Genomic DNA, 14,121 nt, shown 5'->3' on the forward strand with positions numbered 1-14,121 from the left:
CGGAAGAGACTTGGAGCACAATGTCCGCTTGGGACCGTTCGCGGCAAAGCATGCAATATTGTTGCACCGACGGAAATCTCCATGCTCAGCACGGTCGACAAGGGCTATTTCCGGTCATTGGCTGCGTATTTTTCGAGGGGTCGCTATTTCTCCTTGGGCCCGGTTGAACAGTAGGCGCTGCGATTAGCGTTCGGTCCTCAATCAGCAGTGCACGAAGCAATAGTCAGACCGCTACTGCTCAAACCGGCAAGTGGTGGATCTCGGCACGTGGGCGCCCGGACTCCGCCCAAAGGAAAGCCAGCGTGATCGGAAGGCGGAAGCGCCGGGGACCGGCCGCTCCGGGATTTAGCCAAAGAAGAGAGCCTACGTCTTCGATGCTGGGCTTGTGAGAGTGACCCGAGATCACGACATTCCAGCCGTCGGTCTCGGGTTCGGCCCTTAGGTCCTTGCGGTCGTGGATCATATGGATATGCAGTCCCTGGATCGTGAGGCTAACCGTTTCAGGCAAGGCCTCAGCCCAAGGGCCGCGATCGATATTGCCGCGAATTGCCGTCAGAGGTGCGATGCACGCCAGCGCCTCGAGATGCTCGGGGACGCCTATATCTCCTGCATGCAGAATGTGGCTAACACCATCAAGTGCCTCCAGCGCTTCGGGGCGAAGCAGGCCATGGGTATCGGAGATGACACCGATGCGCTCTTCGCGAAATGGCGCGCAGAAGGCCTTCTCCGTAAATTTGCTGTCAGTCATCGTCATTTGCCTTGGATGTAGTTCATTCGGGCGAATGCCTGACAAGAGGGCAGATTGCGAATGACTGCATTAAGCCGAGTGGGCCTTGCGCCCGATCACTCATGCCTTAGTCTGGGAGTTGTGAGGTGGCCGGCAGTCTTCGATACCGAGATCGATATCCGCAGGGATGCGTCCCCTCGCCTTCGCAAAAGCATCTCCGAATGCATCTTCGCTATCGATTTCTTTGTCCGAGATAAGAAGTGCCAGATGACCCCCGCATGCATCAACGTAGCGCTCGATCGACTGGAGGCTCGGCACCGGTCCGGTCAGGGCTTCCAACCTTGCAATCATGGATTGCGTCATTCCTGCCGCCGCAGCCACTTCATCCTGTGTCAGTCCCCTTGCATCTCGCAGAGCGCGTAGCCTGACGGCAATCCCGCGCTTGCGGGCGTTTTTGGCTTGGTGCTCCGCGAGCTTTGGATGCGCACGGTGAAGCGCGTTTCGGAGGTATGTGTAACTCTCAGCCATGACCAGGAACTCCATCGTGGAATCGTAGTATAGCACATTTGCTATGCTCTTCAGAGGGGCATGATGCTGACACCGACTACTGGATGTTGTGAGCGACGCCTCAGCATGGGGCAGCCACACTGCCAGGAGTTGCCGCTCCGGGCGGCCTCAAAGCGCAAAGTATCCCCTGATTTAAGCCGACGGCACGCCCCTCTAAGCGAATCACCTCGGGTCTCCTTCACTGAACGCTCATTTCTTCGAATAGACCTATAGGGCTAATTTTTGTGTTCAAATTTGGGCAACCACCAAACGCAAACTTCACGAGACCCCTGCCTTCTCGTCAACGAGCAAAAAAAAGATCCAATTAAATACAGCTACTTGTGATTTTTTCAGGTGGCAAACGGTTGGCGGATTTTTCGTCGCCACGGGGTCGCCCCACTATTCTCGCAGATAATAATGGCCCCAAAAAAGGTCTAAAGGATGCAGCTCGAAAACAACATTTCCCATGATCCCGCTCGCACGATTTACAAGCGCGGTCTGCAAAAGAAGGTGAACCGTCAGGCCTGCCGCAAGGCGATGGGCATCATTGACACGGAGAGCCTCGGTGAATCCATCATCGTCGTGGCAGCTGAGGTCGACCCGAGGGTTCGCCGGATCTTTCCCCAACCCACGACTTTTGACCTGCACACTGGCGAAGCCTACCCGACCAAGACCGCTCTGACCGAGGCGGTGCACGGGACGCGCTACAAGCCTTGGGTCTACACGCCTGACTTCCTGTTCGAGCTTGTAAATGGACAGACCGTCTTCGTCGAAGGAAAGCATAGTCGCTGGCTTCGCAGCAACCCAGAGTTCAGCCGTTTGGCCGCGGCCATGGAGCAACTCGGTCATCGACTTACTCTGGTCACGGAAAAAATGTTTACTCGTGCGGACCATCGGAATCTCCGTATTCTCCGGGCCCTCCCGAACCGCAGTCTGGAACCTGCAATACGTGAGTCGATCGAGACGCAGTTCCCGCGCACCGTATCATTTGGAGAGGCCCAATGGTCGTTCGGCCTGACGCGAGCGGAAGTCTATGCGGCCCTTTTCCACGGGCTTCTCGCGACCGACCTCTCACGCGCCCCTTTCAGCGAGCGGACGAAGCTTCTGCGCGTTGACGGTGATGTATCGCACCTCGAGGTTTTGCCGCTATGAACCAGCTACAGGCATTTGATGGACGCTACCTCCGGAACGGCGAGACGCTCTACCGGGTGATTGGGCGCGCCCAAGGAAAACCGGCCGTGATCCTCGATTTGAACGGACAGGGGTCAGAGATCACCCTCGAGGATTTTCATCGTCAGATTGCACTGGGAAATGTCTCAGAGGGACAAGCGCCGGTATTCTGCGACCGTGTCATGAACGACGACGAGTTGTCGGAGGCGGCTTTCCGGAAGCGCATCCTTGAGCTCGCTGACCGCTACCAAGAGCTGGGGCTCAAGTGGGGTGAGATAAGGAGCGCAATCGGTATCGAACTACAGAAAGATCCGCGTTTCGCGCCACGCGCGTCAAAGCTCCCCGCTGTCCGAACAATCCAAAAGTATCGGAAAGATTACTGCGCCATGGGGCAGCTTGCTTTGGTCGATAAGCGGGATCAGTCCGGAAACTACACCGTCCGCTATGACGAGGTTTTCCTCGAGGTCGTCCTCGATCTTCTTGAGGAATCTTATCTAACCTCGGACCGCATGAATATGACGGATCTGGTTCGGCAATCGAGGCACAAGTATCTGAAGCAGTTTCCGAAAGAGCGACCAAACGAAAAGCCGGGAAATCACGGCGAAAAGGCTGTGAAATCGATAATTGATAGCTACATTCCTCATTCCGACGTCATCAAGCGGCGGCTGGGAAAGAAGGCCGCGCGAAAAGCTCTACTTCAAGCTGGCAGTTTCCAGAAAATCGATCACGCCTACGATCGGCTTGAGACAGATTCCACGCAAGCGGACATCTACGTGATCTACGATGGCAAACTGATCATGCCTTGGGTCACGATGGTGGTAGATGCTGCGACCGGCTTCATCGTAGGGCTTGTGGTTTCTTTGGATAACCCCACCGGACTGACCACTGCAACGGCGCTCTACGAGGCTATGAGGGGCAATGACGAAGCATTCTTCGATCGCTTCGGCATCAAGAACCGGGTGCATGTGGCAGGCCATCCTCTGACGGTAGTTGCGGACCAAGGGTCTGAGAACTCCGGCAGCATAATAAATCGCCTGATATCGACGACCGCTATCGAACTCCAAAAAAATATCCCAGGACACCCTGAGAAAAAACCGTTCATCGAGCGCGGGATGCGAACCCTCAAGACTTTTGTAACGAAACTGGACGGAGCAACGCAAACCGAGGAGATGTCTACTAAGGAACGCTACGAGCGGGCAAAGGCAGAGGCCTGTTGGACCTTTGACGAGTTCGTAAAAAAGCTTCAGGTGTGGCGCTACGATATATACGGCGTTGTGCCGCGTCGGCGTGTGCAATCTCCACTAAAGCGTCGTGAGAGCCCGATCGAGAGCTGGCGTCGCCTTTCCGCGGAAGCCTACGTTCCAGAGCCGCCCAGTAAGCAAACCCTCACGCAGATGTTCTTCCATCATGCGGAGAAGAGGGTCGTCCACCGATACGGGATCGAGGTGGGATACGTTCAGTATTCTTCTTGGGAACTGCGGGAGCTGGAGAAAAATACGAAAGGAAAATTGGAAGTCGAGATCCGCATCAACCCGGCCGACATACGGGAGATAATCGTTTCTCATCCAAAATCTGGCGAAGCATTCTACGTGCCCTGCAAAGATCCCGACATGCCCGCGATTTCTGTCGCGGAACGGGATCGCATTCTCGCCCTCAACCGGCGTGATCCCGACGACTACCTCTCTGCTTCTGAGGTCCTCGCAGCCCTCGTGGAGGGCAAGCACCACAAGCCGTCTAAGGCGACGACCAAGGGGCGGAAGAAACAACATGCCGCCCGACGCAAGCGGCGAGATGAAGAAATCATAAACCGCAGCAATGGACCCAATAGCTCAATGCCTTCTGGCAATGTCTCCCACCCAACGATGCCGGTGCTCGCCCCGAAGCGGCGTAACCGGATCTCCGCACGAGGATAATTAACGTGAACGAACTTTCCCTGAAGGGCTTGCGGATTTCGCATTCCCGTTACGACATTGCGCTGAACCAGATGCTCGAGGCAATCGAGTTGGCTGGCTCGGATGGGGTATGCATTCCCTTTCTTGGCCCGTCCCGCGTCGGTAAATCCGACCTCATGTTAGCGGTCGAAAGCAAGGTAGCCAAGTTTCGCTCCGGCCCAGGATACATGATCCCATCGCCGGACTTCCTGCCCGGCGAAATTTCTCCCAAGCCGAACGATTCAGAGATCTACGCATCGGTCATTCGAACGATGGGGCGGGTTGGAGCTAATCCGAAGCTCGCGCTCCTGAAAGATCGTATGTATGATCTGCTGGAACAACGCGATGTTCGGATTGTGGCCCTCGATGAGTGCAGCCATTGCGCCGAACCCGGCGCGAACCTCACGCGGCGTGCAGCAGCGGACCATTTCAAGACCATCGTAGATCGGTCGGGTGTCATACTCATCCTTATGGGGTTGCCAAAGTTCCAACGCTTAATCGACGAGAACGAACAGTTCGCGGCGCGGTCCATGGCCACGATCGAGCTCCAACCTTATCGCTGGACGGACCCGGACGACCGGAACGAGTTCACAACAGTAGTTTACAGTATTTTCGAATACCTTGAGGAGCGCGGTCTTTCGCTCGAATTCGATTGGATAGACATGACCCGGCGCCTCTTCGCTGCTTCTGGCGGTCGCGTCGGCATGGTAATCGAGCTGCTCGAGGTCGCTGTCCGAAAGTCTGCGCAGACCAAAGCCCTGGGCCTGTCGGATATGGGGAAGGCCGCACATATAAGGCTTCAAGGGTTATCTCGTTTCGCGCCGATCTTCGACCCCGAACCACCACAGGATGACGTTCTTCTGCGGTCCTACGCGAAGGTCATGAGGGACGCAGGACTAAAGCTCCCTGATCCAAATTCGTCGCTTGAGCTCGACGCTTTTCGGCAGGCGGGCGAAGGGGCGTTGGCGGAATGATCCCTTACACTGACGAAAGCCTTCTCGGCTACATCAAGCGGCGCTCTGATGCGCAAGGTTTTCCCGAGGCCAAGGGCTTCCTGACGGCGCCCGGGCAGACCTACGGGCGCGCTACAGTCGAGGAGCCAGAGCGGCTGGCTTTGGAACTCAATCTCGACTTGGCAACGATGGAACAGATCCTGCCTGCCAAGCAACCAATGGACGCCGCCCTCGACTGGTCGTTCCATCGGATGCACCGCGACCCGGTTTGCCCAGCCTGTATTGCCGCGCGCCAGCCCCGGCGGAAAGAGTGGCGACACGCCTTGGTAACGGCATGTGCCGGGCATGAATGCCAGCTAATCGATCAGTGTCCTGGTTGCGGTGACGATCTCACCCTGCTCGGCGATGGCTATGCGGGCTGCCTTTGCGGCACTTCCTATGGCGACGCGAATGCTGTGCCCGCCGGCCCTTTCGAGACTGAGTTCGCAAAGTTAATCGCGGGACACTCGGGCCACATGGGCGGCGTAGACCTCGGATCAGAAGAAGGGCTACACGCGGCTCGCACCGTGTGGTTTCTCTGTGCGAATATGGAACGCGCGCGGACCGGTAAGGAAGGGAAGGCAATTTACCCTAAGACCGTCGCAGAAGCTCGCACGCGCCTGGCGCGTGTCCAACCACTCCTCATCGATTGGCCGAAGGCATTCGACGATCATGTAATCGAGCGATGGAATACCCAGGGTGCAGAAGGACTAACGGCCGCCACACGCTTGGGCCCATGGTATCGTGGCCTTCTTAGCCAGAAAGGTGCACTGGCCGAGGCATTGCTGTCCCGCTGCCTCATTGTCGTCAGCACAGTGTGTGGCGACGCATACAAAACCCGTCGCCATCAGGATGGCGCGGCATGGATGAGCGCAGCCCACGCAGGAGAAACTCTGGGCATGCGCAGCGAGAGGATTGTCGAGGCAGTCCGTGCTGGGGTCATGGAGGGATCGCAGGGACGATCGGGCACGGGCCACCTTCATACGATCGTCAGAACACAGGACATTGAAGAGGTCCGTGAGCAACGGAAGCGATCTGCGACCAAAGAAAAGGTTCGGAACATGCTTGGGGTTTCGAGGAAACAGTTCGAGCTTTTGGAAGAGGCAAGGTTCTTCGGTGCTGAGTGCAGGGTGTCGCCTCACCCCTGCGTCGATGGAGATTTCGACCTCAAGAATATCTGCGCTGCGGTAGATGAAATCCGGCAAGTGGCCCGGGTTGAAAGTGCCGGAGCCGATGGAATGGTGGCCTTTCGCAAGATCAACCTGCGCCGGACGACGGATCGGAACGCGGTTGCCGACGCTGAGCGGCACATTTGATGCGCAACATTATCGGCAGAACGCGCAAGACTTTGGGCGGATAGTGCGCAAACTATTGGGCCTGAACCGACGATTTTCTTCAACGATTAAAAGCGGAATGCGCACGGTTACGCGGTGTCCTACAGGGCGTGTAGGTGCCCCCAAAGCGCCAGCGCTGCTGCCAAATCTCAAACCGATAATCCGCCGCGCCGCCTAAACAGCGACGCGGCGTTTTCATTTCATTTGGCCAATTACCCGATGATGCCGTTCAGCGTCTCGGAGGGGCGCATTACGCGGGCGGTTTTTTCGGCGTCGGTGTGGTAGTAGCCGCCCAGATCGACAGCCGCGCCTTGGGCCGCTGCAAGCTCGGACAGGATGTCGGCTTCCTTGGCGGCCAAGTCATTGGCGATGGGCGCGAACTCTGCGGCGAGGTCCGCGTCATCGCTCTGAGCGGCGACGGCTTCGGCCCAGTAGCGCGCGAACCAATAGTGGCTGTCGCGGTTGTCGGGCTCACCCACCTTGCGCGAAGGGGAACGACCATGGTCGAGGATACCCTGCGTCGCGGTTTCCACGGCATCACCCAGCACGCGCGCCTTCTCGTTGCCGCGGGCATCGGCGAGGAACTTCAGGCTCTCGCCGAGGGCGCAGAATTCGCCAAGGCTGTCCCACCGCAGGTGGTTCTGCTCCACCAACTGCTGAACGTGTTTCGGGGCAGAGCCGCCCGCGCCAGTCTCGAACAGACCGCCGCCGTTCATCAGCTTCACGATCGACAGCATCTTGGCCGAGGTCGCCAGCTCCAAGATCGGGAAGAGGTCGGTCAGGTAGTCGCGCAGCACGTTGCCGGTGATCGCGATGGTGTTCTCGCCTTTGGTGATGGTCTCCAGCGAGGCGCGGGTGGCTTCCCGGGGGGCCATGATCTCGAACTTGTCGGCGACGCCCTGCGCCTCGAGGATGGGCTTCACGTAGGAGATCAGCTCGGCATCATGGGCGCGGTTTGAGTCTAGCCAGAAGATTGCGCGGCAGCCTTCGGCCTTTTGGCGGGAGATGGCAAGGTTTACCCAATCCTCAATCGGCGCCTTGCGCGCGGAGGAAGAGCGCCAGATGTCACCGGCCTCGACCTTGTGCTGGTGCAGCACGGTGCCGTCGTCAAGGATCATCTTGACGGTGCCCGCTTCGGCCAGCTCAAACGTGGTCGGGTGGGAGCCGTATTCCTCGGCCTTTTGCGCCATCAGGCCGATGTTCTGCACCGTACCTGCGGTGGCCGGGTCGAGCTTGCCGTTCTCTTTAAAGAAGTTGATCGCCTCGTCGTAAACCGGCGCATAGGAGTTGTCGGGGATCACGCAGTTGGCGTCATGCTCTTTGCCGTCGGGGCCCCAGCCCTTGCCGCCAGCGCGGATCAGCGCGGGCATCGAGGCGTCGATGATCACGTCAGAAGAGACATGCAAGTTGGTGATGCCCTTGTCGGAATCGACCATATACATCGGCGGACGCTCTTCCATGCAGGCGTCGATGTCGGCCATGATCTCGCTCTCGCCCTTCACGCGTTCCAGCAGATCGCCGAGACCGGAGTTGGGGTTCACGCCCAGTTCCTTGAGCTTTTGCCCATGCTTTTCAAATACCGGCGCAAGATAGGCTTTGACCGCGTGACCAAAGAGGATCGGGTCAGAGACCTTCATCATCGTGGCCTTGAGATGCAGCGAGAAGAGAATGCCGTCTTCTTTGGTCTTCTCGATCTGGGTGTTGAGGAAGTCCTTCAGCGCCGCGGCGCTCATGAAGGTCGCATCGACCACGGTGCCGGCGGGATACTCAAGCCCCTCTTTCAGCACCTTTTCCCCGTCCGCGGTTTCCAGCACGATCCTGGCGCCAGTCGCGGCGTCAAGCGTGGCCGAAACTTCGTTGGAGAAGAAATCATTGCCGGACATGGACGACACATGCGTCTTGCTGTCGGCAGTCCAATCTCCCATGCGGTGCGGGTTGGACTGGGCAAAACTCTTGACGGCTTTGGCCGCGCGGCGGTCGGAGTTGCCTTCGCGCAGGACCGGGTTCACGGCGGAGCCTTTGATGCCGTCATATTTCGCGCGCACGGCTTTTTCTTCATCTGTGCTCGGCTCTTCGGGGTAGTCGGGCAGCGCGTAGCCTTGGGCCTGAAGCTCTTTGATCGCGGCGACCAGCTGCGGCACGGAGGCAGAGATGTTTGGCAGTTTGATGACATTGGCCTCGGGCGTCTTCACCAGACGGCCCAATTCCGCCAGATCGTCCGACTGGCGCTGTTCTTCGCTCAGATGCTCAGGGAAAGTCGCGAGGATACGGCCCGCGAGGCTGATGTCTTTCGTGCCGACGCTCACACCGGCGGCTTCGGCGAACTTTTTGATGATCGGCAACAGCGAGGCAGAGGCCAGCTCCGGCGCTTCGTCAACTTTGGTGTAGATGATATCGGACATGATTGCTCCAAATTGCTGCATTTGCTGCCCTGATAGCGGAAGAGGCGGCGAAGGTCGACGGTATACCGCAGTATGCGGTGAGGTCGTTTCAGGAAAAGCGGATTTCAGCCTTTTCGACCCGCCACCTAGCGCTGCCTGCGCGCTGCCGTCTAGCGGGCGACGCTGCGCAGTTGCAGAATCTGCATCCCAATCGCCATGGCCGGGCCGATCCCCACGGCGAAAAGCAGCGTGCCGAGACCCAAGGTGCCGCCCAAGGCCCAGCCGATCGCCACGACGGACAATTCGATGCTCATGCGGACCAGCGCGATGGGTTTGCCGGTGACCCGCTGCAGCCCCGTCATCAACCCGTCCCGTGGCCCGGGGCCGAGGTTTGCGACGAGGTAGATCGCGCCGCCAAAGCCAGTCACGAAGACACCGGTCAGCGCCAACACGGCATTCGCCAGATAGTTGTCGAAGTGGGGCAGGATCGGCAACGCATATTCCAGCACCAGCGCCACGATCAGCGCGTTCAGAATGGTGCCGATGCCGGGCGTCTGCATCAGCGGGATCCAAAGCAAAAGAACCACGGCGCTGATCAAGAAGGTGGCAAAGCCAAGGCTCCACCCCGTGATGCGGGTCACCCCTTCGGCGAAAACGGTCCAAGGGCTGACGCCGACACCCGCCGTGACCAAAAGCGCCTCGCCCAAGCCGAACATCAACAACCCCAGAACCAAAAACACCATCGACGCCAATGGCGGCCTGAGCGTGAAGGCTTTGGGCGAACTCCACCGTAGCCGGGGAACAGAGGTGACAGACAGAAAACTCACGGCGCGACCTTTGGCGGGATGCTCAAGATGCCCTGTTGTTCCAGTTTACGTCAGAACCGGCAAGGTCAATCTAGCCTGTACCCCTCACCGCCAGCGCGAAAAGCCGAAGGTCATATAATCCTTCTGATAGGCTTCCGCCGTGAGTGCTTCGATCTCATCGTCATAGATATCGCCGAGCGTGAAGGGGCCGGGCTCCACCATCTGGGGCAGGGCCGGGACGGTGGCATGGCCTTGACCCGCGGCCAAAGCGGGAAGTTCGCTGGCCAACTCCTCTTCGCGGATGATACGGTCGGGCAGGCAGAACGCCCCGAAACCCGCGATGGCTTGGGCCTGAGAACACCATGCAGCATCCACCCGGATCGAGGTTTGCCCGGCCAGATTGCCTTTGAGAAACTTCAGGAAGGCGACAAAAGCGGCGCGATGCGCGTCTCGGTCGTATTCGGCGTCGGGGCCATCCTTTGGCAGCGGCACCTTGTAGCGGCGCATCAGCGTGTTGCGCAACTGGCGGTAACTGCCCTCCCCCGTGGTCAGGATATGGCGGCAAAAGGCATCATGCGCGCGCAGGGCGGGATGGCGCAGTACGGTAAAGCCGCGATGCCCGTGCGTTTTGCGTTTCCACTGCCGCAGCTCTTTTTGCGACATCTTATCGCGCAGCGCCTCGCGCGGGACACCATCGAGGGCGGCGAGCCAGTCCAACACCTGTTCCTGCGGGCCGGATTTAATCGGCAGATAGATCAACCCGCTGGTCGCCGCCGCCACATAGGAGGGCACATTCGGCCCGCGCCGTGGCTCGAAATTGGGGGTGCGGGTCAGGTCGAAACGGTCGAGCCGCGCCAGCGCCGCTAGCATCTCGTCATAATTGCTGACCTTGGCCGAGATCGGGCTGGGGTTCTGTTTCTTGAGGTTCTTATCCAGCCCCTCCAACTGCTCATCCACGCCGAGGTAGCGCGCAAGCCCGTTCATCACCTCAACGCTTTGCAGGTCTTCGTAAGCCACATAGAACGCCGTCTGGCCGGAGATTTGCAAACGGTTCAGCAGCGTGATCTGGAATTGTTGCAGGGCATCCAAATGGGCGCTGAACTCATCGGCGTCAAAGACAGCCTGCGCCACCTTCTGCGCCTTCATATCGGTCAGTTTCCACTGCCCCGTGGCCTGCGCGATCTTCCAACTGACATAGCTGTCGACCGGGTTGCGCGTGAGCACGATCTTGGCGCAGCGCTGATCTTCGACGATCTGGTCAAAAACACGCGGGTCGTGGTCGTGAAAATAGCGGAAACCGCCCAAAGCATCCTGCTGACCCCGGATCGCCGCCAGCAGCTTTTTGGGATTCTCGTCCCGCGTGGCCTGATCGACGCCAAGGATCGGCTCGCTTTTGGGATAGCCCATGAAGAAAGGGTTAAACGCCTCCCCATGACAGGCGATCCCGGCAAAGGCGTTCAGGTTCGCCTCCAGGAAGTTGGACCCGGTCCGCATCTCGGCGAAGACTACGAAACTGTCGAATTTGTCGCGCATGGGTTATTTCACCAGATAGGGTTTGGGGGAAGGTTTGGCATCGGCGCTGCCCCCTTGGGCCACCGAAAAATCGCCGACCAGATAGGGGTGCATGCCTTGGTTCTTGAGGTTCTGGAGAAACTGGCCAAAGCCGTTCAGATCAACCATGCGCGGCGCCTCTGACAGGCGACGCAGACGGTGGCGGCCAATTTCGTCAAGGATATCTTGCAAGGGCTCCATCGGCGCTTCGATGAAATCCGCCATGGTCCAGACCCGCACACGCGCCTTGGTATAGGGCGAATTCAACACATCCAAATGCGTGCTTTCCGTCTTTTGCAGCTTGGCGGCCAGACGGCGAATATCGGCGAAATCGAGGTTCGAGCGGAACAGAGGCACCGCCCAAGCGCCGGTGATGACCGAAATATGCGCGTTGGGGTCTTTGGCCACACGCCAGTTGATCTGTTGATTGTCCATCGGGCCGAATTGAAAGCACTGACGCTCGCCCCTTGTATTCCAGATCAGGTTGGTCAGAAACGCACTGGCATTGTGATCGCGCAGCACCGGGTTGTCCGACAAGGCTCCGTTCAGCGTGGTTTCCCCACCCGCAAAATGCGCCCGGTCGGGGGCAAAGAGATGCCCATGCACGCGCGCACCACTGGCACGGCTGAGCCAATGTTCGAAATCCTCGAAAATCTCGGTAAAGCCCTGAAACATCGAATAGGGCGCGGCGGTGACGCCATTCTCCCAATCCTCGTTTGGAAAACGGCTTTGCATATAAAGCCCGGCGCGGCCCCGGGTGCGCCGCTCCACCGCCTTGGCAAAGATACGGTCGATCTTGCCGGGGTTCGGCTCGGTCTTTTTCATCGCACCGGCAGAGTCGGTCAGGAAGGCATCATAAAGCCGGTCCGCATGGGGCCAAATCTTGCGTGCCACGAAACAATCAGAGCGGCGCAAAAGCTGGAGGTGATCGTCGTAGAAGATATGCGGCTTGCCCTGAAAATCGAACTTGGACAGGGTCAGCGATCGGCTTTCGATTTTGCTGGAATAGAGCCTTGCAAGGGTCTGAAAATAGCTTTCGTCCGGGATCCAGACGTGCCGGAAGAACTTGTCGTAGGTCGTCCGGTCCGGGTCTTGCAAGATCGCCGACAGGGTGCGCCGGGTCAGGCACCACCACTGCGAGCCCATATGCGGCACGATCCTGCGCGGCATCCGACGCTTCAACCGCAGCAGGCGCTGCACCTCGACCGCGCGGTCGAACAGATAGCGGTTGCGCCGCCATGAGAAGGGGAAACGCAGGGTAAACCGCTCTGCATCCAGCCCGCCCACGGTCCAAGGCACATCCGCCGTGGTGGCGCTTTCGATGAAATCGGTCTGGGGACGGTCCTCAAGATAGTCGATCAACTCCTGCACCGGGCGCAGCGGCAGGCAAGAGCCGGAGGCCAGATAGACATGGCGCACCTTGGGAAAGCGCGAGAGCATCAATTCCGCCGCGCCCTGAGAGGCGGCAACGATTCCCCAGGTGCCCCATTCGCAACGTTTGCGCGGGCTAAAGCAGACATCCTTGAGATCCGACAGCGCCGCCACGAAGGCATCATGCGCCCGCCGGGACACCGCCTTGTCGATATGGATCACCACCGGACAACCCGCTGCCGCCCAATGCCGCGCAACCTGCTCGGCCCGGTCAAAAGCGTTGTGCACCAACATGACGATCCCGACGCTCATGCCCAGTTCCCTTTGGACATGAGGCCGAGGATCTCAAGCTGCCGCCAGTTGATGTAGCGTTCTGACCATTTGCACCAAAGCTGCGGGTCGTCCTTCAGCTGTGCGGCATAGGCTTTGTATTCCACCGAAGCCGCGTAATGCTCGCTACGCTGCAACTCTTCCGCCGCCTTGGCCCCAAAGGTGTCGAGGAATTTGGCGTGCAACAGCACGCCCGAGGCTTTCTCTCCGCCCCATTCGTCATAGACCTGATTGAGCCCGCGCGGCAGCAGCATATGGGTCGAACTGACGTAGGCATAGCGCCGATCCCATTTGACCAGTGGCACCTTGTTCAGCGCAGGCGCCTTGGCAGGCGCGTCAGGAAAGAACACCCGCGCCCGTGGTCCGCCCTGTATCCAGAGGTTTCCAAACCGCCGATTGCGCGAAATGGTGTAGTTGCCACTGTCGAACCATGCGGCGATCTCAATCGGATTTTGGCCCGCCTGATAGGGCTCCTCGTCAAGCCGCCCCTTGGGATACATATCCAGCAACATCGCTGAAAAGCTCTTGATCGAAGAGGCATCGAGCCAGTCGGTCAGCGCCCGCAGGGGGCGCGTGTCGCAAAAGGGGTAGACGAGAAACTCATCCGGATCGACCGTCAGCGCCCAATGGCCATGGGCGTATTTCATCTGCAACCAGTTCAGCCAATCCACCCCAAAGCGGGAGCGTTTGTAGCTGGCCTTGGCGCTCCAGACCGAGACATCGGGCTGCTCGGCCAGATAATCGAGCGCGCCATCGTCGCTGTCATTATCGACAAAGAAGAAATGCCCGACGCCCATCTCGCGGTAGTATTTCAGGAAATAGGGCAGCCGGATCGCTTCGTTGCGCTGCGTGCAGAACAGCAGAATATCGTCAGCCTTGATCTGCGCGGTCCGGTTCGCCACAGAGGTCAACTCGCGCCGCTTGCGGAAGGCGCGGATGCGCCAGCGCTTGCGTTGCAGCCGCAACCGATATGACTGAATTA

The 14,121-nt window shown here is 58.9% G+C and carries 11 protein-coding genes; 4 read left to right on the forward strand and 7 right to left on the reverse strand.

Translation table 11 applies throughout. The features are described 5' to 3' along the window. Window positions 1–238: 238 nt before the first annotated feature. Together ACGYK7_RS00840 and ACGYK7_RS00845 are read right to left on the reverse strand one after the other, a co-directional pair. Window positions 239–754, reverse strand: a complete 516-nt coding sequence (locus ACGYK7_RS00840) for a metallophosphoesterase family protein (RefSeq protein ID WP_394398121.1) — start codon at window positions 752–754, stop codon at window positions 239–241. 93 nt (window positions 755–847) lie between these two features. Continuing rightward, window positions 848–1,255, reverse strand: coding sequence for a helix-turn-helix domain-containing protein (locus ACGYK7_RS00845; RefSeq protein ID WP_394398123.1), 408 nt, complete (start codon window positions 1,253–1,255; stop codon window positions 848–850). A gap of 459 nt (window positions 1,256–1,714) precedes the next feature. Here ACGYK7_RS00845 and ACGYK7_RS00850 point away from each other — a divergent pair, with 459 nt between their 5' ends. From ACGYK7_RS00850 to ACGYK7_RS00865, 4 genes are read left to right on the forward strand one after another with little or no spacing between them, the layout of a single operon-like run. Beyond that, window positions 1,715–2,425 (forward strand): hypothetical protein, encoded by a 711-nt coding sequence (locus tag ACGYK7_RS00850; RefSeq protein ID WP_394398125.1) that lies wholly within the window; start codon window positions 1,715–1,717, stop codon window positions 2,423–2,425. Beyond that, window positions 2,422–4,356 (forward strand): Mu transposase C-terminal domain-containing protein, encoded by a 1,935-nt coding sequence (locus ACGYK7_RS00855; RefSeq protein ID WP_394398127.1) that lies wholly within the window; start codon window positions 2,422–2,424, stop codon window positions 4,354–4,356. The genes ACGYK7_RS00850 and ACGYK7_RS00855 overlap by 4 nt, the downstream gene beginning before the upstream one ends. Before the next feature lie 5 nt (window positions 4,357–4,361). Beyond that, on the forward strand, window positions 4,362–5,348 hold the full coding sequence (locus ACGYK7_RS00860; RefSeq protein ID WP_394398129.1) for a TniB family NTP-binding protein: 987 nt from the start codon (window positions 4,362–4,364) through the stop codon (window positions 5,346–5,348). Further along, a complete protein-coding gene (locus ACGYK7_RS00865) occupies window positions 5,345–6,682 on the forward strand; it encodes a TniQ family protein (protein ID WP_394398131.1) in 1,338 nt (445 codons plus the stop codon). The genes ACGYK7_RS00860 and ACGYK7_RS00865 overlap by 4 nt, the downstream gene beginning before the upstream one ends. Before the next feature lie 230 nt (window positions 6,683–6,912). Here ACGYK7_RS00865 and ACGYK7_RS00870 read toward each other — a convergent pair whose 3' ends face one another. From ACGYK7_RS00870 to ACGYK7_RS00890, 5 genes are all read right to left on the reverse strand, one after another. Continuing rightward, window positions 6,913–9,102 carry an NADP-dependent isocitrate dehydrogenase gene (locus ACGYK7_RS00870; RefSeq protein ID WP_394398133.1) on the reverse strand — a complete coding sequence of 730 codons (2,190 nt, stop codon included), beginning with the start codon at window positions 9,100–9,102 and terminating at the stop codon, window positions 6,913–6,915. A gap of 149 nt (window positions 9,103–9,251) precedes the next feature. Further along, entirely contained in the window at window positions 9,252–9,824 is a 573-nt protein-coding gene (locus tag ACGYK7_RS00875) for a YitT family protein (protein ID WP_394398135.1), read from the reverse strand. A 168-nt stretch (window positions 9,825–9,992) separates the two neighbouring features. Continuing rightward, a complete protein-coding gene (locus ACGYK7_RS00880) occupies window positions 9,993–11,420 on the reverse strand; it encodes a nodulation protein NodH (RefSeq protein ID WP_394398137.1) in 1,428 nt (475 codons plus the stop codon). A gap of 3 nt (window positions 11,421–11,423) precedes the next feature. Beyond that, a complete protein-coding gene (locus ACGYK7_RS00885) occupies window positions 11,424–13,121 on the reverse strand; it encodes a beta-1,6-N-acetylglucosaminyltransferase (RefSeq protein ID WP_394398139.1) in 1,698 nt (565 codons plus the stop codon). Next, on the reverse strand, window positions 13,118–14,104 hold the full coding sequence (locus tag ACGYK7_RS00890; RefSeq protein WP_394398141.1) for a glycosyltransferase family 2 protein: 987 nt from the start codon (window positions 14,102–14,104) through the stop codon (window positions 13,118–13,120). Before ACGYK7_RS00890 ends, ACGYK7_RS00885 begins: the two co-directional genes overlap by 4 nt. Window positions 14,105–14,121: the final 17 nt, after the last annotated feature.

Source organism: Sulfitobacter sp. 1A15299, assembly GCF_043556915.1.
Taxonomy (GTDB): domain Bacteria; phylum Pseudomonadota; class Alphaproteobacteria; order Rhodobacterales; family Rhodobacteraceae; genus Sulfitobacter.